Here is an 18,816-nt window from a genome sequence, read left to right on the forward strand (position 1 = left end):
AGTTCTTAACGAAAAATCGACGTTTTTTCAGTTCATCGACGGCGACCCGGTCTCCAGAGACCGGATCAGTTGGCTGATCGCGCTGGGGGTTCTCTGGAACAGGCGCGCCAATTCGGAGACGCCCATACGGGTCTCCTTCCAGACCCGGTGGATGGCCTCGCGGCGGACCGCGGAGACCTCCCGCCACTGCACCCGGCCGAGGATCTTCTCCTCGGTGAGGCCGTGGCGGCCGGCCACCTCGGCGATGATCTTGCGGGCGGCCTCGACGGGGACCGGGCGCGGCGCCGACGGGCGCTCGTTGTGGGCGGAGATCTTGCTGAGGAAGGCCTCCCCCCCGATGGCCACTCCGCCCATGACGGGCAAGGTCTGGTCGCCGGCGGTCTTCATGCGGTCCTTGATGTATTGAAGATACCGGACGGACTGCTTCAAACGGCCGTTGCCGAACTTGCGCAGCACCAGGTCGGAGTCGACGAGGGGCTCCTTGTGCTCGGCCTCGACGTAGGCCGCGCAGGAGGACCACTGGTAGCGCCAAGGCTTGTCCTTGAGGGCGTCGCGGACGCAGGCGAGGTGGACGTAGCGCGTCATCTCGGCCAGGTGCGTGTCCTTGTCGACGATGTAGGCCTTGTAGCGGCCTTGGAACACGTGTCCGACGGCGTTGTGGGCCGCGTTGAAGTACTTCGTGTACTGGGTGTTGAAGCCCTGCATCACGGCGGAGAGGTTGGCCTGGGAGGTCTCGATGAGGAGATTGACGGAGTTGCCGAGAAGGCTGTAGGCGAACACCTCGAGGCCGTGGCGCTCCTTGTACTGCTTGAGCAAAGCGAGGAACTGCCGGCGGTCCTGGTTCGAGAGGAAGAGGTCCTGGCGGTTGTTGCCCTGCAGGATCACGAGGTAGCAGGCGCCGGGGTACTGGATTCGTTTAGGTCGTCCCATAGTGGCAACATACTAGCATAATTCGCATGACTAGTGCCAGGCTTTTAATGGTTAGGAGTCGCTCCCATCGATGGGAGCGATGGTCGGGCATGCAACTTTTCGGCGCCTCGATCGTATGGTAAGCGGGGAGGTGCGAAATGAATACCATCGCGGAACGCCGCGCCGAGCGCGCGCGGTGGAGCGACGAGAGGCTCACCGCCGAGCTCGCGAACGCCGCCGCCGGCGCGCGCCGCTCGCTCGTCGAGCTCCTGCTCGACCTCGTCGAATTCGACCGCCGCTCCCTGAGCCAGAAGGGCGCTTACCACACGTTGTTCGATTACTGCACCCGCAGGCTCGGCTACTCGTCGTCGGAGGCCGGACGCAGGATCGCGGTGGCGCGCAAGAGCGAGAAGTTCCCCCTCCTGCTTGAGATGATCGAGCGCGGCGAGCTGCATTTGAGCGGAGCCGCCATGCTCGCCGGGCTTCTGACGGCGGAGAACCACGCGGAGGTCCTGCGGCGGGCGAAAGGCCGCACCCAAGACGAGATCGCGCGCCTCGTCGCGGCCCTGGCGCCCAAGCCGGCGCCGCGCGACCGCATCCGCGCGCTGAGCGCGCCGCCCGAAGCCGCCGGGCTGAGTTCGCCGTCGGCGGCCGCGTCACCCCCCGCCGCGCCCGTTCCCCCGCCCGTCTCCGTGCCCGTCTCCGCGCCCGTCTCCACGCCCGTCTCCGTGCCCGTCTCCGCGCCCGTCTCCACGCCCGTCTCCACGCCCGTCTCCGTCGCGCCCATGCCCGCCAGTCCCGCCGCAATCTCAGCGGATCTTTTTCCGACTCCGGAACCCCTTCCCACCCAACCAGCATCCCCTCCGGCGCCGCCCGCGGCGGCCGGGGTCCCCGTCGAGCCCAAGCCGCGAGAACCCTTGTTGGAGGAGCTGTTCCTCGTCAGCTTTCCCGCGACGCTCGAGACGCGAACCTTGATCGACCGGGCGAAGGAGGTGCTGCGCCACCGTTTCCCCAAGGCGGAACTCGACAAGATCTTCAATCTCGCCCTCAAGACCTTGCTCGCGCGCGTCGACAGGGACCTGCGCAAGCCGCCCCGGGCCGCTCGCGCGGCGCCCGGCCCGAAGCGCGGCCGCTACATCCCCGAAGAGGTCAAACAGAAGGCCTGGGAGCGCGACGGCGGCCGCTGCGCTTACGCCGCACCGGACGGGACACGGTGCGCGTCTCGCGCCTGGCTCGAGTTCGACCATAAGCTCCCCTACGCGCTCGGCGGCAGCTCCGTCGACGGCGCCAACATCCGGGTTTACTGCCGGGCCCACAACGCCTGGGCGGCGAAGCAGGTCTTCGGGCCGAGGCAAGGAGGAAAAATGAATCCCCCCGACACCTCGTAAGAACACGCCGGGCAACGCCCGGAGTCTTCCCGGTCCATTTCACTCCGCGCGCAGGGCGTGTTCGTCACCGGCGGCGCTATGGAACCCCTATGCCCAAAGACCGATCTGCTCCCGCAAACGGGAGGGTCGGGAGCGGGCAGCGACTCACCACGCCTCTATGGCGGCGTACATGGCCTTTCTGGCGGCCATCCCGCCGGTAACGGCCCTCATGATCGAGGCCTTGGCCTCGTCCGGCGGCTTCGTCTCGGCGCGCACGGCCGCCGGAAGCAGTGCGGCGGCCAGAAGCAACCGCTTCATGGAACGACTTCGAAAGCAACGGGAGCGGACTCGGCGTGGACTTTCGCGGAGATCGCGGTTTCGTCGAACACGAAGCGGAGGCGGTATTTCCCTGGCCGGTCGAAGGCCCCGTCCGTCTTGAGCACACGGAAACGTCCTCCGATGTCATCGGGACGAGTGACGATCGTCTCGCCCGGACGCAGGTACAAGATCAATTTGCTCTCGGTCCAGGCGCGCGACTCCAGCCGCTTCACGGCGGCCGTCAATTCCGCGTCCGTCATCGCCGTGTACTTCTCCTCGGCCGGCTTGAGCGGCCCGCCGCCCCAGAGCCAAAGGGGCGGCGACAACTTGGTTTCCACGCCGTCGGGCGTCGTCAGAAGCGGTCGGTATTCAGAGCCCAAGAACCAGCCGGTCTTTATGAAAGAAGGGTCCTCATGCAGGAATACCTCTTTTTCCCCGATATTCTGCGCCTCCAGGCGGTAGCGCAGCGGCTCGCCCGCGCGGAGAGTCGTTTTCTCCAGGAATAGGGTCAGCCTCAGGGCGCGCCCCCGGCTCTCCGGACGCCAGGAGTCGGGGGCGGGACGTACCAGCTCCTTGCGGTCCTCCGCCTCGTGCTCCGCCCGCTCCTTGAGACGCTCTTCGTTGGCGGCCTCCCACGGGTCGATCGGGGGCGCCGGCGCGGGAGCGCGGCCGCCCGCGCAGCCGAAGGTCAGGAGAAGCGCGGCCAAGGCCGCGGGACGCGAGCGGAAGCGCATGCCTGATTATAGCCCCTTGACCTGGAAACACAAGGGCCGGCGGCGAAGTGGAAGCGCGGCTAGGACAGGACGCGCTTCTTCAGGCCGCCGAGGGCCTCGGTCTCGCCGAGGATGACGAGGCGGTCGCCGGCGCGCACGGGGCGGTCGACGGACGGGTTGAGCTCGTAGTCGTCCGAGCCGGCCGCGACCACGGCGACGACGAGCGGGCAGCCGCCCTCGCCGCCCTTGATCTTGCCCACGGGGTGGCCGATGACGGGAGAGTCCGAGGGCACGGCGATCTCGTCGAAGCGGAAGTGGGAGTCCTTGTTGCGCAGCATCGAGTCGAGGAAGCCCACCGTCACGGGCCGGATCATTTCTGAAGCAAGTCTGAGTCCCCCGATGAACTCGGGGTCGACGACGCCGTCGGCGCCGCTGCGCATCAGCTTGTCGCGCACGCCGAGCGACTTCTGGCAGGCGAGGACCTTGGCCTTCGGGTTGAGGCCCTTGGCCGACAGCACGACGAAGGCGTTGTCCTGGTCGGTGGCGAGCACGGCGAAGACGCCGGCCGCGCGCTCGACGCCGGCGCTGCGCAGGACGGCGTCGTCGGAGCCGTCGCCGACGATGTGGAGGATGTCGTAGCCGAGGCGCTGGGAGAGCGTGGCGATCGCGGCCGGGTCGCGGTCCACGACGACGAAGTCCCGGCCCGTCTTCTTCAACTCGGCGCAGATGACGCCGCCGGTGTGCCCCGCCCCGCAGATGATGAAGTGATCGGTCAGGTGCGCGATGTTCTGTTCCATCCTCATTCTCCTGAACGCCTTGGCCAGCTCGCCCTCGACGACGATCGCGGTGATCGCGGTGAAGCCGTACGTGAACAATCCGATGCCGCCTAAGATCATGAACATCGTGAACACGCGTCCGGCGTGGCTCAGCGGATGCGTCTCGCCGTAGCCGACGGTGCCGATCGTGATGACCGTCATGTAGAGGGAGTCGAACAGGGACCAGCCCTCGATGAGGTGATAGCCGGCGGTGCCGGCCGCGAGGACGGCCACGAGAAGGGCGAAGACGAACAGCAGCCTGTCGCGGACGCCTCTCAGCTTGCTCACGCGCCCATTCTACCTTATCGCTTCCGGCTCGCTCCTAGTCCAGCAGGCTGCGGTACAGGTAGGAGTACTCGAGCGAGGTGCGCTTGGCGCGCTGCTCGAGGTCGGCGGCGCCGCCGTGGCCGCCCTCGATGTTCTCGTAGTACAGGGGGTCGGCGCCGAGCTCTCGCATCCGCGCGACCATCTTGCGGGCGTGGCCGGGGTGGACGCGGTCGTCCTTCGTCGAGGTCACGAAGAAGGCGCGCGGGTAGGCGACGCCCTTCTTGAGGTTCTGGTAAGGCGAGTAGGACAGGATCGCCTCGCGCTCCTCCCCCTCGGGGTCGCCGTACTCGCCCATCCAGCTGTGGCCGGCGAGGAGCTTGTGGTAGCGCGTCATGTCGAGCAGGGGCACCTGGCAGACGACGGCGCGGTACAGGTCGGGCTTGCGCGTCATCGCCGCGCCGACGAGCAGGCCGCCGTTGCTGCCGCCCATGATGCCGAGGCGGCGGGGGCTGGTGAGCTTGCGCGCGACGAGGTCCTGGGCGACGGCCTCGAAGTCCTCGTAGGCGCGGGGCCGGTTCTTCTTGAGCGCGGCCTGATGCCAGGCGGGGCCGAACTCCCCGCCGCCGCGGATGTTGGCCAGCGCGTAGGCGCCGCCGCGCTCGAGCCAGGCCTTGCCCTGGGTCTCGAGGTAGAACGGGCCGTAGACGACCTGGAACCCGCCGTAGCCGTACAGCAAGGTCGGCGTCGAGCCGTCCACCGGGGCGTCCTTGCGGCGCACGAGGAAGTAGGGGACCTTGGTGCCGTCGGCGCTCGTCGCCTCGAGCTGGGTCGCCTCGAGGCCCGCGGCGTCGAAGCGGGGCGGCAGGCTCTTGAGAGCCTCGGCCGCGGCTCCGGGCTTGGGGATCAAGGTCAGCGTGGACGGGACGAGGAAGGAGGTGTAGGTGACGAACAGCTCGGGCCGGAACGGGTCGGCGGCGGCGATGCCGATGGTCCCGTTGTCGGGCAGGGGCACGGGCGCGCGCTTCCACGCGGCCCCCTCGCGCTCGGCGGTGTACAGGCGCGTCACGACGTTCTCGCGGATCAGGAGGTGCAAAGTCCCGCCGAGGAAGAACGCCGAGGCCAAAGAGGAGCGCGGGTTCGGGAAATAGACGGTCTCGACCTTCCCGGCGAGGGCTTTCTCGTCGTAGGCGTCGTCGGGCAGCGAGATCAAGGTCCCCGCCTTGCGCGTGGCGCCATCCACGGTCCAGTCCTTGAGCACGCGCACGTACAAGCGCTTGCCGTCCCAGTCCTCGATCTCGGTGTCGAGCGGCAGGGCGAGGCGGCGGAACTTCCCGTCGGCCGTCAGGCGGTGGTACTCGGTCTCGAAGAAGGTCTTGCTGACGTGGACGATCACGAGGCGGCCGCCCTCGTTCTCGTACGACGACGGCACGACCATCACGTCGCTCTCGAGCCCCTCGAAGACGACCGGGGCCGAGGACAGGGCCGTCCCGCGCGCCCAGCGCCGGAGCGTGCGCGGGTAGCCGGACTTGGTGAGCGTGCCGGGGCCGAAGTCGGAGCCGACGAGGAGCGTGTCGTCGTCGAGCCAGTCGAGGCGGTGCTTGGCCTCGGAGAGGACGAAGCCGCCCGGGACCCAGGTCGAGCGCGAGGCGTCGAACTCGCGCACGACGACGGCGTCTTTGCCGCCGCGCGACAGATTAAGGAGGCAGCGCTCGGGACGGCGCGCCTGGCAGTTGGCGCCCTTGTTGACCCACGACTCCCCCTCGGCCTTGCCGAGCGCGTCGAAGTCGAGGACGATCTCCCACTTCGGGTCCTTCTTTCGGTACTCGGCGAGGGTCGTGCGCCGCCACAGGCCGCGCACGTGCTCGGCGTCCTGCCAGAAGTTGTAGACCATGCCCCCGCGCCACGTCGGCCAGGCGATCTTGTCCGAGGCGTTGAGGATCGCGCGCATCTCCTGGCGCAGGGGCTCGAAGCGCTTGTCGCCCTCGAGCTCGGCGAGCGAGGTCTTGTTGCGCTCCTTGACCCAGTCGATGGCGGTCTTGCCCTCGATGTCCTCGAGCCACAGGTTCGGATCGACGGCGGCGGCGGGCGCCGCCGCGGGGGCGGCGGACGCGAGGAGCAGCATGGCGAGGGCGGCGGGGATCAGACGGAACATGGTCATATCTGTCTCTCTCCTGAACTATTCTGATAGATAAAGACTCTTCCCGGGACGAGTCTTCATCTATCCCCGTAAATCAGCTTTTTTGCCCGGCGACGCCGATCAGGCGCGCCACCTCGTTGCGCAGCTCGCTGATGCCCGTGCCTTCCTGGGAGCTGACCCAGGCGAGGGCCTCGGGCGTCATGCCGACGAGCTGGGCCACCTCGCGGCGGCGCACGAAGGAGCGGGACGATTTGACCTGGTCCGCCTTGGTGGCGACGACGCGCCAGGGCAGGCTCTCGGCCTGGAGCCAGTCCAGCATCTCCAGGTCGAGCTTGGTCGGCCCCAGCTTCGCGTCCACGAGCACGAAGATCGCGACGAGGGTCTTGCTCCCCATGAGATAGCTCTCGATCATCTCCCCCCACCCCTCCCGCGAGGCGGCCGGGCCCGTAGCGAAGCCGTACCCGGGAAGGTCGACGATGCGGCGCTGCGGGGCCGCCTCGTAGACGTTGATCGTGCGCGTGCGGCCGGGAGTGTTCGAGGCGCGAGCCAGCTCCTTGCGGCAGATGGCGTTGATCATCGTGCTCTTGCCCGAGTTCGAGCGCCCGACGAAGGCGACCTCGGCCAGGCTGGCGCCCAGCTTGGCGGGGTCGGTGTCGGCGAGCAGGAAGCGGACGGCGTCGAGCGCGTGCGCCATCAGTCGTCTCCTCGCCACGAGCCGCGGCCCTGCTTGACGCTCGAGCGGCGGCGCTTTGCCTCGACGGTGATCTTCTTCGAGTTCCGGGAGCGGCCGCGCTTGGCCCGGCGCGCCTTCTCGGAGGCGTGCAGCGCGCGGGCGGCGCGCTCGCGCTCCAGGCCCTCCAGGCGGTCCGCCAGGCGCGCGCGCGCGATCAGGCGGTTCTGGCCCTGGGAGCGCTCGTCGGAGCAGCGCACCGCGACCCCGGAGGGCCGGTGGACCAACAAGACCGCGGTCTCCACCTTGTTGACGTTCTGGCCGCCCGCGCCGCCTGAGCGGGTGAACGTCTCCGTCAGGTCGCCGGGGCGCACGCCGAGCTTGGCCAGGCGCGCTTCGACTTCGTTCCAGGAGGGCACGAGTGATTCTAACTGTTTCCGGAATCAGTTGCCCGCGAGGAATGCGCCGCGGCTCAGCGGATGCGGTCGAGCGCGGGGTTCTTGCTCTGCGTCGTGGGCGCGTCGGTGAGGACGTTGGACTGCCGCAGCAGGTTCTCCTCGACCTCGAGGTTGCGGCGGCCCAGGTTCTCGCGCACGGCCTTGTCGGCGCGCTGGGCCAGGAGCTGGCCCTCGCCGGTGCCGTCGCCGGCGCGGCTGAGGATGTAGTCGTTGAGGGAGTGCCAGTCGATCCGGCCGCCTTTCCGGCGGGCGAAATCCTGGTACGTCGGATCCTTGCGCATCTCCATGAAGAAGGGGTCGGTCTCGAACATGCTGCGGAAGACCGACTCCGCCTTCGCGGTCTCGATGTCCATGAGCAGGGAGAACTGCCGCGGCGCGCGGCTCAAGGTACGGCCGGTGTCGATGCGGCCCATGGCCTGGACCATGTGGACGCTCGACATCTCCTCGGGGCCGAGCACGAGCATGTCGAAGGTGGTGTAGCCGCGGAAGGCGCCGGGCTTGGTCGAGTTGCGCTCGCCCTTGAAGTTGAGGTCGAGGCCGCGGCCGCCGACGCGCGTGTCGAGGATGAGGACCTTCACCTGGCCGGTCGTCAGGCCCTCGATGTTCATCTGCTTGAGCACGTTCGCCTCGGGCACGTTCAGGCGCAGGTACTCGGTGTCGGCGAACACCTTGGCGATCTCGTTCTGCTTGACGCCCGCCTTCTTCAGCTCGCCCTCGACCTTGCGCAGGGCGCGCGTGTCGGAGACGCTGAGCACGATCAGGCCGGTGTTCTTCTGCGTCATGCGGATGCCGTGCAGGTAGTCCTGGGCGGCCTTGCCGGGCACGTCGCTGATCTTGATGACCTGGGGGTCGTCGAGCTTCATGCCGCGCTGGGCCATGTACTCCTCGATGCCCTTCTTCGCGGAGGCCGGGATGATGTCGGTCTCGCGCAGGACGACCTGGTCGGCGGTGGCGGCCTTCTGCATGTCCAGGGTCCGGGTGACGCGCGCCAGCCTCTGCTCGGGGGTGGAGACGACCTCCAGCAGGACGTTCTTCGGCATCGCGGAGCCCTCGCCGACGACGGAGATCTTGTTGGCGCGCAGATGGGCCTCGAACTTGTTGCCCGAGGTGCCCGACAGCGAGATGAAGTAGGACTTCTTGTTGGTCGTGACGTCCTTGATCGTGCTCATCGAGTTGTGCGTGTAGGGCAAGGTCAGGTCGGTGCCGTACTCGAGCTCCCACCAGCGGCGGGAGGCGTTGTCCATGGACTCGAACCACTGGCCGTTGTGCACGACGTTGAAGCGGCCCGTCCGGTTGTCCACGCGCACGCCGGCGGCGCTGTCGTGGAAGCCCTGGACCATGTTGATGATCTCGGAGCGGATGTAGGAGCCGCGCCCGGTCAGGCCCTTGGGCAGGATCATCGAGCCCACGTAGGACCACATCAGGTTGTCGCGCTGATGGGCGGGCATCATCGGGTCGTTGGCCAGCGCCTTGAGCATCTTGGCGGCGTGATAGCGGGTCAGGCCCATGCCCTCGGGCGGGGCCGAGGGCAGCTTGCCCGTGGCCGCCTGCCAGAGGAACTTGGGCAGGCTCGGCAGGAAGCCCAGGAAGCCGGCGCCGTCGATCTGCTTGAGCATCGCGTCGGCGGTGTGGAAGCTGTCGGCGCGCAGCAGCTCGCCCTCGAGCGTGCGCATGCGGTCCATCGCCGCGAAGTACTCCGGGGAGTCCTTCGCCGCCGACAAGCCCTCGATCTCCGCGCGCGACTTCAGCAGCTCCGACTCGAGGCGGCCCGCTCCTCCGCCCTTCGCCTTCGTCTCGACCTGGCGGGCGCGCTCGATGAGGAAGTCGGCGCGCTTGAGCGCGGCGCCGGGCTCCAGGCCCTCGCCTCCGGGGACCTCGTAGGGCTTCTCCGTCAGCCGCGGGTTCTCGCCGATCGGCCGCGTCGCCTCCTTCATCTCGCGGTAGGCGGTGTACATCGCGCTCTCGTCGCCCGCGTAGGCCTCCTGCAGGGCGCGGCGCCGCTCGAGCAGGCGGTTGGCCTGGGCGTCCCAGCCGGGCTTGCCCTCGCGCGTCAGCTTGACGATGTCCGAGCCGGCGTCGTCGAAGCGCTTCATGATCTCGGCGCGGGCCTCGCGGCGCAGCGCCGTCTCCTCCCTTCGCGCGGCCTTGAGCTCGGACTTGAGGGCGCCCGCGCTCTCCCCCTTCGCCTCGGCCGCGGTGATCTGCCGCTCCAGGCGCCCGGCCTCCGAGGACAGGATGTCGATGCGGCGCAGGGTCCCGCCGAGGTCGCCCTTGGCCGGCGAGGCGCTCAACTCCAGCTCGATCGAGCGCAGGCGGCCCCGGGCCGTCGCGCGCTCCGCCTCGAGGGAGGGGCGGGCGCCCGCGTCCGCCTCGCCCATCTTCTCCGTCAGGGCGTTCACCTTGTCGAGCAGGGCCCGGTACTCCTGATGCGCCGCGCGGCGGTCGGCCGGCAGGCTCGCCTCGAGCGCCTCGGCCTCGCGGACGAGGCCGTCCATCTTCGGCGTGGACTTGACCGCGCCGAGGTTCACCTCGAGCTTGCGCAGCTCGCCCTTGGAGGACTGGAGGCCCTCGTTGAGCTTGGTCAGGCGCGCCTCGAGGCCCTCGACGGGCTTGTTCGACGCCCTCGCGGTCTTGATCGCCGCCTCGGTCCTCTCGACCAGGCTCTCGATGCGCAGCGTGCGGCCGATCTCGGCGCGGTACGACTTCACCGCCGCGGCGTCGCCGGCGCCCAGCGACTTGATCAGCTGGTCGATGCGCCCGTCCACGACGGCCTTGCGCGCGGCCGACTCGGGCGTCGGCTTGGCCTCGAGCTGGACCGACTCGCGCATGAGCCGGGCGAGCTTCGGGTTCACCGACAGGCGCTCCGCCGGGATCAGCCCCGAGCGGATGGAGGCGATCTGCTCGTCGATGCCGATCAGGCGCGAGGAGACGTCCACGCCGTCGAAGCGCTCCACCATCGACTTCTCGATGCGGGCCATCTCGAGCTGGTCGCGCAGGACCGTCGCGCGGCGCAGGCCGCCGGTCCCTCCGGAGGCCTCGGCCGCCGCGATGTCCTTGCTCAGGCGCTCGATCTTCGCCTCGAGGGCGACGCGGGCCTTGCGCGCCTCGGCCGGCAGGCGCGAGAGGCCCTCGGTCGTGTTGGTCAGGTTCATCAGCCGGCTCTGGTTGACGAAGGCGGTCTCCATCTCGCCGGCGCGCAGCTCCCGGACCGCGGCGTTGGCGGCGGGGCGCTCGGCGAGGGCCTCGGTCATGCGCGTGAGCCCGCCCAGGATGGTGCTCGCCGCCTCGGCCTCGGCCGCGGGCAGGCCGCCGGCCTCGACGAGGCCGCGCAGGTTGGCCATGCCGGTCTCGACGGCCTGCTCCGCCAGGCCGACCTCGGCGGCGCCTTTCGCCTTCTTCAGCTGCCCGACCGCCTCGAGGACGTCGTTGGCGGCCGCCTTGATCTTGCCGAGCCGCCCCTTCTCGACGTGGGCGTCGGAGAGGCCCGAGGCCGCCTTCTGGATGCGCTGCGCCTGGACCTCGGCGGCCTCGACGCGGATCGTGTTGAGGCGGCTCATGCTCCAGGCCAGGCCCGCGTTGCTCTCCATGATCGCGGTGGTCTGGCCGTTGAGGCGCGAGACGCGGCCGGAGACCATGCCGATGGTCAGCGCGGGCTGCTGGCCGGCGGCGTCCATCTCGTCCTGCAGGAGCAGGTACTCCTCGACGACGTTCTGGCCCTTGGACTTGCCCTCGGCGATCATCGTCTTCAAGCCCTCGTAGGTCTCGAACTTGACCGTGGAGCCGAGCTTGTTGAAGGCCAGGAAGTCGAACTCGGCCTGCGCCTGGAGCTTGGTGTTGAAGGTCAGGAACATGACCTTGCGGCCGGTCGCGGCCGCCTCGGCCTCGAGGTACGGCAGCAGGCCTTCGTAGGCGAGCAAGGTCTTGCCGAGGCTGGTGGGCGCCTTGACGAAGAGCTGGACCTGGTTGCCGCCGCGCCCGGAGTTGAGGATGCCGTTGTGGAGCCCCTGGCGGTCGAGGCTCACGATGGCGTCGACGAGGCCGCTCAGCGCCTCGCCTTCCCTCGGCGTCAGGGCGGCGGGCGACTCGTTCAGGCGCCCCTGGAGCTTCTCGACGAGGGGGCCCATCCCGGCCGCCTCCAGCTTCGCCGCCTCCTTCACCGGCTCCTTGGCCGTCAACGTCGACTGCAGCGCCGTCTCGCGGCCCTTCACCCAGCCCATGACGTCGGCCTCGATGCCGTCGATGGCGCTGAGCATCTTGGGGCTGTCCTTGTGCTCCGCGCGCGCCGCCTCGAGGAGCTCCTCGCTCGTGAATTTGACGGATTTGGCGTGGCTGCCCTCGCCCAGGAAGGACTGCATCAGGCGCACGAACTGCTTCGGGCGCCAGGACGGGATCGCGCCGCCCTTCGCGTCGCGGACGACCCAGGCCGAGCTCTTGACCGACTGCAGGGAGGACTCGAGCGCCGCGCGCTCGGAGGGCCCGAACAGGGCGGGGTTGGCCTCCACCTTCGCCTTCAGCTCGCTCTGCAGGCGGTCGACGAGGATGGACAGCTTGGACTCCTTCGCGGCCGCCGGCCCGTCGGCCGGCTGGCCCTTGCGGCCCTCGGCCCACTTGCCGATCTCCCGGCTGTAGCTGTCGACGATGAGGAGCATCTCGGGACGCTTCGCGTACTCGATGCGCAGGGCGTTGAGGACGACCTCGGACTGGGACTTGACGACCTCGGTCCGGTTGAAGCTGTTGAAGCGCCTGTCGCCGGTGACGATGTAGTCGTAGAGGGCGGTGAGGGCCTTGGCCTCCTTGGGCGAGAGCTGGCCGGCCTGGAGCTTGGCCTCCGCGTTCGCCCGCAAGGTCGTCGTGAGCTCGGCGTAGGTCGGCTTGCCGTCGCGCGGGGCCGACTCCCAGGCGAGGACCAGCTCGATGGCCTCCTTCTGCGCCGCGTCGAGCCTCGGGGACTCGACCGGCAGGGCCACCACCGCGGCGCGCAGGGCCTTGCCCGCCTCGCCGATGGGGAGGTTGGCCTGGAGGTGGTCCTTGAGCACCTCGCGGACCTTCAGGCTCAGCTCCGGGGGCAGCTTGCGGCTCAGGTTGACCTCGGCGCGGTACAGGGCCTTGGCGATCTCGATCTGGATCTCGGGGGTGATCTTGCCCCAGCCCTCGACGGTCCTGCCGGGCTGGACGGTCAGCGCCTTCATCGAGGTCGTCGGCTGGGCGACGAGGCCCTCGGTCGCGACCTCGTAGGCGACCTTCTGGACCTCCTCCGTGACGTGGAGGGTGCGGAAGGTCTCGCCGCTGTTCATGTTGCGCACGGCCATCAGCTCGATCGGGTTGACGATCCCGCCCTCGTTGGCCAGGCGCTGGACCTCCTTCAGCTGGCCCGCCTCCTTCGCCTGCTTCGTCACGATCCACTCGGTCGCCGGCTTCTCGCCGAAGAAGCGCGCCTCGAACAGGCGCTGGGACACCGGGGGCTTGACCGGCTTGAGCTTCAGGGTGCTGCCCTCGGCGGCGTTGGCGTACTCCTTCGTGCGCCCGGCCGCGTCGTACTGGCGCATGCCCTCCTTGGTGTGCATGTACGGGCCGGCGTCGCGGGCGCCGTGGGCGGCGTGGGTCGGGATCAGCAGCCAGGCGGGCGACTCGAGCCAGGCGTGGCCGACCTGGTTGCTGCGCTTGATGCGCCGTTCGACGTCCGCCTCGGGGCTGTTGACCACCCCGACGAAGGGCACGGCGATCGGCACGTTGGTCTCCACGTACCAGGCGTATTTCTGGCCGAGGAAGCCGGCCGCCTGGGAGAACAGGGCGTACTTGGCCACGTTGTCGGCCATGCTCAGGCCGAAGGCGAGGGCGGGCTTGCCCGTGAACCACTTGGCCTCGGTCAGGCGCTCGAGGAAGCCCATCTTGCCCGAGGCGGCCGCGGCCTCGACGGCCGCCGCGCCGTTGGTCGCCACCTTCAGGCCGTGGGACGCCGAGCCGACCACGCCGCGCGTGCCGATGACCTCCATGGCCCCGGCCAGGCGCGTGCCGCTGAACACGGTCGAGGGCAGGCCGATGTAGCCGAGCGCGGGGTGGAAGGACTCGTTGGCCCACCACGCGCCGCCCTTGAACCCGGCCCAGGCGGCCTTGCCGGCCCCGTCCCAGTCCGGCGAGAACATCGAATGCCCGGGCTCGATGAGCTGGTAGCCGCCGATGTTGACCCCGCCGATCTTGGCGGCGGCGACGTCCCAGAGATGGGTCCCGACCGTGAAGCCGGAGGAGATGCCGGCGGACATGGCCGTGAAGGTCGCCTGGCGCGTCGCCACGCTGATCGCGCGGGCGCCGCTGGCCACGGCGTAGTTGGCGACCCAGCTCTCGCCGGCCACCGCCCGCACCCGGGCCGCGTCCGGCTCGAGGGACCCGAGGCGCGCCGCGCTGTGCTTGGCGACCTCGCCGACCACGATGAGCGCGCGGCCGGCCGCGCGCACCGCCAGGCCCTGCACGCCGCCCATCGCCCGGCCCGCGTTGATCATGTTGCCGCCGATGCCGCTGAGCTTGCCGACGCCGTTGAGGGTGGCGCGCGCGACCGGGGCCAGCAGGGCGATGCTGACCGTCCAGGTCACGAAGGTGGCCGCCGCGTCGAGCGACTTGTTGATCTCGGTGACCCCGCTGATGCGGTCGTGGGAGGCCTTCAGGGAGGAGCTGATGCGCAGGGCGTCGTTGACCTTGGACGCCTCGCCGCCCACCGCGCCGCTCATCGAGTACTGGGCCGCGTTCGGGTTCATCGCGATGATGCGCTTGCGCGCCTCGGCGTAGTCGCCGGCGGCCACCAGCCTCGAGAGGTCGCCGTAGGTCTTCACCATCGAGGGGTTCTTGCCGTCCCCCTCGATCGCCCTCATGTCCTCGGCGTACTTGGAGCCCCAGGGCGTCAGCTTATAGCCGCCGCGCAAGGTGGCCGAGACGCCGTTGTAGAGGTGGCCGAAGACGTTGTACGCCGCGTGCTTCTTCAAGGTCTGGCCCTTGGCGAGGAACGCGGTGGACGGGGCCTCGAGATAGATCGCGTAGTCGACCGACAGGTCGCCGAGCTCCTTCTGCGTCGAGGCGAGCGCGGCCTGGACCGTGTCCAGGCTGCCCGCGTAGTCCGAGTTGTTGAGCGCCGCCCGGGTCCTGTTCAGGATCGCCTTCAGCTCGTCGAGGCGGGCCTTCATCTGCTGCCCCTGCGCCTTGTACGCGCGCTTCTGCTCCGGCGACAGGTCCGAGTCGTCGACGATCTTCATGATCGCCTGCGCGTCCGGGGAGGTCGGGTCGACGCGCTCGCCCTGGTTCTTGACGTGGAACATCTGCGTCTCGAGCACGGTCAGGCTGAGCCAGCGCAGGGCGTTCTGCTCGTCGAGGGACATCATCGCCACCTGCGAGTCGGTGATCGTCGCCGCGTCCTTGAAGCGGTTCATGTCCGTCTCGAAGCGCTGCACCGCCGTGCGCGCCCCCTCGAGGTAGGCGCGCCGCTGCTGGAACTTGGCGTCGACGATGTCGAAGAGGCTGAAGGTCCGGCCCCGGTGGTCGTACGTCTTCGCCTTGGCCTGGCGGATCAGGTCCGCCTCGAGGGTCGGGTCGTTGAACCACAGGTCGGTCGGGTACTGCTTGCCCAGCAGCTCGGCGATCGCGATCATGCGGTCGATGCGCGTCGCCTTGACGTACTCGTCCTCCTGGCTCTTGAGGCGGTAGTAGCTGTACTTGAGCATCGCGAAGTTGTAGCGGCCGGTCTCCGGGATCGCGTCCACGTCGGCGGGCCGGTTCAGGTTCATCAGCCGCTGCGTCTTCTGCAGCTCGCGGTTGTAGGTCGTGACCTGCTTCTTCGTCATCCGGAAGGCGACGCCGTCCTTGTCGCGGAACTCGAAGCCGTCCTCGGTCTCCACCTGCAGGTAGGCGTTGGCCTTCGGCGGATCGCTGACCGCCGCGCCCGTCATCAGCGCCTCGCGCAGCGCGCCGATGCGGAAGGACTCCTCGACGCTGCCCGCCGGGGCCGACGCCAGGTCCCCGAACTTGTCCGTGAAGAGCTGCATGGCCCGCGCCGAGGAATCCTGGCGCGCCGAGGTGTAGGGCCCGTTGCCCCGCAGGCGGTCGAAGACGGGCTTCATCGACTCGACCTCCTCGACGGCGTTGTAGCGCTTCTTGAGGGAGAGGTACAAGGTCCGGCCGATCGGGGTGAGCTTGCCGTCGGCGATCAGGTAGGTCTTCAGCGGGTCGCCGTCGTCCTTATACACGCCGAGGCCCTGCAGGTACTTCATCGCCTCGACGGGGTTGGGCTCGACGGCCCCGGCGGCCGCCCAGGCGGCCGCGGGCCATTGCGCCGCGAACATGGCGGCGCAGACGAGCACGGTGACGGCGCGACGCGCGAGGGGTCTCATGAGGGGCGCGACCTGTCCTCAGTGTAGCAGAGGGAACGGCTCCTGTCAGGGCCCAAAGGCCCGCTAAAAAAGGAGGCCCGGGACCCGGGCCGCATAGGCCCAAGGTCCCGGGCCGTTCAGACGCTCAGAACTTGTCGTCCTCGCAGACCTTCTGGGCGGCCGGGCGGTCCGCCAGGCCCCACCAGATCAGCGGACCGGCGCAGTTGGCGGCGCCCTTCTGCGCGTTCGTCCCGCTGACCTGCTTGTTCTGGAACAGGGCGAACACGCCCTTCTCCTTCGTGGTCCCCGAGACGAACTTGTAGCCCGCGCTCCCGCGGGAGGCCACCACGGCCCCCGCCTTGACCAGTCCCGACAGCTTCAGGCCGTCGCCGGGATAGGGGTTGTCCTTGTTGAACACCTCGATCTGCTTGTGGCGGAAGATCGCCACGTCCTTCGGGCTGGGCGACCGGTATCGGAACATCACGTAGTACTTCTTCTCCGCGTCCGAGTCCTTCTTGATGGGGTCCTCGGTCGCGTACAGGGCGATGTCGTTCTCCTCGGCCGCCTGCTGCGTCCCGATGAGGACCGCCTTGCGCTTCTCCGCCGTTTCGAAGGAGGCGTCGAACGGCTTGTTATCCGAGCTCACGTCGCCGCCCATCGCGTTGGACGGACCGACGAGGTCCTCGTACGGGTTGGGCTTGGGGACGGTCTCGTTGCCCGGCATGATGATGGTGGGCCAGATGTTGTACTGGAGGCCGCCCGAGATCGCGACGACCACGAGCACCGCCTTCGGCGACCCGGCTATCCCGCCCGACAGGTTATAGGCCTTGCCGGGAAGGACCCGCGCGACGCGCTTGGGCACCTCGTCGACGGCCGCGGCGTCCTCGCCCGTCACGCCCATGTAATACCGGAGGGCGTCGGACAACGCCTTGGCGTCGACGAACTTCGCCGCGTTCTTCTTCTCATCGATGTAGCCGGACATCGCGAAGGAGGCGGTGCCCTCGGCGTCCTTCTCGAACTTCAGAAGATCGAGGTACTGCACCTGCTTGTCGAACACCAGGACCAGGTAGTGGTCGTAAAAGCGGGCGCGCTTGAGCAGAAGGCCTTTCGAGTTCCGGTAGCGGAACCGCTGGTCCAGCGCCTCCGCGCTCTTCGGGACGAGGACCGTCTGACTCTTGCCTTCAACCGGGTCTTCGCAGGTGAGGATCCCGTAATTGCCCTTGAGGGAGTCCGCGAGATCCTTGATGTCATCGGGGTTCTTCTTGCAGCTCCCCTGCTTCGCCTCGAACTCCCTCATCGTAAGGGTCTCGAGGTCGGCGAGGGACACGCTGCCGTCGTTCGACGGGTTGCCGCCGGGGTTGCCGCCGGGGTTCGCGCCGCCGGGGTTGGCGGCGCCGCCGCCGCTCGTCGGAGGAGCGGGCGGCTTCGGCAGGTCGCCGGGCCCGTCCGCGACTTCCCAGACCCCGAGCGTCTTGTTGAAAACGAGATGGAATTCCTTGTCGCCGACCTTGCCCAGGTGCGGCCCGCCTTTCTCGCCGGGCGCGACGTTCTGATTGCGCCCATCGGGCCCGCGCAAGCCGACTTCGGCGTAGAGCGCGGGCACGAGGTCGCGATGGTCGCCGGAACCGCGAGCGTCGATGACCGATTTCGGGAACAACGCCAACGCGCTTCTCGCGCCTCCCTGAGGCAAGGTGTAGAATTCCTCCCCTCCGACCTTGACGATGTTCCCCATCGTCGCCGCATGCTCGGCGCGCAAGGTGAAAAGCTCCGCCACCGAGGTCGTCAAAGGCGCGCCGCCGTCACCCGGTCTCGCGAAAGTGATGGTCCGGTTGCCTTTCGCGTCGGCCTGGCCGAAGCTGAGCTCATACTTCTTATGCCCCCCCGTCCGGTCGTCGAGCGTGAAGGATTGCTTGCCGCTGTCGATCGGGAAGCGCTGCCCGAAAATATCGTTCGTGTCGGTGATGTCGAAGATTCCGATCTCATTGCGCATCGTGCCGTCGGGCATGCGCTTCGTATAGATCTTCATCGAGATCCGACGAGAGTTCGCATCCTGCGGGCCGGAGACATCCTTGACCACCGCCCCGTCGAGGTACAGATCGGCCAGAGTATACTGTCGCGCCGCGCCGTCGAGCCTCGAACCCGCGCCCCGGCGCGTGTCCGGCACCGCCGGAGCGCTGGTGTCGTTCGCGAGGATGCTGTCGTCGATCTCCTTCTTCGTGCGCTGGTCGGCGAACACGGCGGCGGCCTTCGTCGCGGCCTCGGTCAGGAACGCCGCCGCCTGGGTCTTCTCCTTCGTCTTGTCGATCTGGCTCTTGCCGGTCCAGTCCGCGAGCGTCTCGCGCAGACGGCCCTCCCACTTCATCCCCGAAGCGAAGGTCTTCGACAGGATGGGGTCCTTCAACGCCCAACCCGGCGCGGACAGTCCGGGACCGACGACGAAATAAAGCACGGCGACGCTGCCGGCCGGGGCCTTTTCCGTCCACTCCCGCGCGACGGCACCGAGAGCCTTCCTGTCCACCCCGTCCTTGACGAAGCTCTTGCCGCTGCCGTCGGCATCGAGAAGGAACTCCTCCATGCGCTTGCCGGCGTCCGCGCGCGCGGAGGGATTCTCGGAGAGGATCCGGCTCATCGCGTTGAGCGGGTTCTTGTCCTCGGTCGCCGCTGCGGGGGCGCTCGTGCCGTCAGCGGCGAGCGTCCGAAGGGGCGAGGCCCCGACGGACGCGATCACCAAGACGGCCATGATGGGATTCAGGGGTTTCATGGCTTCTCCGGTCCTACGATGAGACTGTCTTTATTGTAGCTCCGTACACA

10 protein-coding genes are annotated in these 18,816 nt (G+C 68.7%); 1 reads left to right on the top strand and 9 read right to left on the bottom strand.

Going from position 1 to position 18,816, the window contains the following annotated elements; translation table 11 throughout:
- Positions 1–27: 27 nt before the first annotated feature.
- Positions 28–930 (bottom strand): transposase, encoded by a 903-nt coding sequence (locus HYV14_03145; protein ID MBI2384991.1) that lies wholly within the window; start codon positions 928–930, stop codon positions 28–30.
- A 137-nt stretch (positions 931–1,067) separates the two neighbouring features.
- Here HYV14_03145 and HYV14_03150 point away from each other — a divergent pair, with 137 nt between their 5' ends.
- Positions 1,068–2,297 carry a hypothetical protein gene (locus HYV14_03150; protein MBI2384992.1) on the top strand — a complete coding sequence of 410 codons (1,230 nt, stop codon included), beginning with the start codon at positions 1,068–1,070 and terminating at the stop codon, positions 2,295–2,297.
- A gap of 144 nt (positions 2,298–2,441) precedes the next feature.
- Here the strand turns inward: HYV14_03150 and HYV14_03155 are convergent, their stop codons facing one another.
- The 8 genes from HYV14_03155 to HYV14_03190 all read right to left on the bottom strand — a co-directional run bounded on the left by HYV14_03155 (position 2,442) and on the right by HYV14_03190 (position 18,766).
- A complete protein-coding gene (locus HYV14_03155) occupies positions 2,442–2,594 on the bottom strand; it encodes a hypothetical protein (GenBank protein MBI2384993.1) in 153 nt (50 codons plus the stop codon).
- Positions 2,591–3,328, bottom strand: coding sequence for a hypothetical protein (locus tag HYV14_03160; protein ID MBI2384994.1), 738 nt, complete (start codon positions 3,326–3,328; stop codon positions 2,591–2,593). The genes HYV14_03155 and HYV14_03160 overlap by 4 nt, the downstream gene beginning before the upstream one ends.
- Before the next feature lie 59 nt (positions 3,329–3,387).
- On the bottom strand, positions 3,388–4,410 hold the full coding sequence (locus HYV14_03165; GenBank protein ID MBI2384995.1) for an NAD-binding protein: 1,023 nt from the start codon (positions 4,408–4,410) through the stop codon (positions 3,388–3,390).
- A gap of 34 nt (positions 4,411–4,444) precedes the next feature.
- Positions 4,445–6,511, bottom strand: a complete 2,067-nt coding sequence (locus HYV14_03170; protein MBI2384996.1) for a S9 family peptidase — start codon at positions 6,509–6,511, stop codon at positions 4,445–4,447.
- Between the two features lie 109 nt (positions 6,512–6,620).
- Positions 6,621–7,220: a ribosome biogenesis GTP-binding protein YsxC gene (gene ysxC, locus HYV14_03175; protein MBI2384997.1), complete on the bottom strand. Its 600-nt coding sequence runs from the start codon at positions 7,218–7,220 to the stop codon at positions 6,621–6,623.
- Entirely contained in the window at positions 7,220–7,615 is a 396-nt protein-coding gene (locus HYV14_03180) for a peptide chain release factor-like protein (protein ID MBI2384998.1), read from the bottom strand. The genes ysxC and HYV14_03180 overlap by 1 nt, the downstream gene beginning before the upstream one ends.
- A gap of 53 nt (positions 7,616–7,668) precedes the next feature.
- The gene (locus tag HYV14_03185; protein ID MBI2384999.1) at positions 7,669–16,026 is read right to left on the bottom strand and encodes a hypothetical protein; all 8,358 of its coding nucleotides are present in this window, start codon (positions 16,024–16,026) and stop codon (positions 7,669–7,671) included.
- A 124-nt stretch (positions 16,027–16,150) separates the two neighbouring features.
- A complete protein-coding gene (locus HYV14_03190) occupies positions 16,151–18,766 on the bottom strand; it encodes a hypothetical protein (protein MBI2385000.1) in 2,616 nt (871 codons plus the stop codon).
- Positions 18,767–18,816: the final 50 nt, after the last annotated feature.

The sequence above is a fragment of the Elusimicrobiota bacterium genome (assembly GCA_016182905.1).
GTDB lineage: Bacteria > Elusimicrobiota > Elusimicrobia > UBA1565 > UBA9628 > GWA2-66-18.

Excerpts from the sequence above, each read along its gene's own strand:
- HYV14_03155 (MBI2384993.1), bottom strand. The coding sequence starts at position 2,594 with ATGAAGCGGTTGCTTCTGGCCGCCGCACTGCTTCCGGCGGCCGTGCGC.
- HYV14_03160 (MBI2384994.1), bottom strand. The coding sequence starts at position 3,328 with ATGCGCTTCCGCTCGCGTCCCGCGGCCTTGGCCGCGCTTCTCCTGACC.
- HYV14_03150 (MBI2384992.1), top strand. The coding sequence starts at position 1,068 with ATGAATACCATCGCGGAACGCCGCGCCGAGCGCGCGCGGTGGAGCGAC.
- ysxC (MBI2384997.1), bottom strand. The coding sequence starts at position 7,220 with ATGGCGCACGCGCTCGACGCCGTCCGCTTCCTGCTCGCCGACACCGAC.
- HYV14_03190 (MBI2385000.1), bottom strand. The coding sequence starts at position 18,766 with ATGAAACCCCTGAATCCCATCATGGCCGTCTTGGTGATCGCGTCCGTC.
- HYV14_03170 (MBI2384996.1), bottom strand. The coding sequence starts at position 6,511 with ATGCTGCTCCTCGCGTCCGCCGCCCCCGCGGCGGCGCCCGCCGCCGCC.
- HYV14_03185 (MBI2384999.1), bottom strand. The coding sequence starts at position 16,026 with ATGAGACCCCTCGCGCGTCGCGCCGTCACCGTGCTCGTCTGCGCCGCC.
- HYV14_03145 (MBI2384991.1), bottom strand. The coding sequence starts at position 930 with ATGGGACGACCTAAACGAATCCAGTACCCCGGCGCCTGCTACCTCGTG.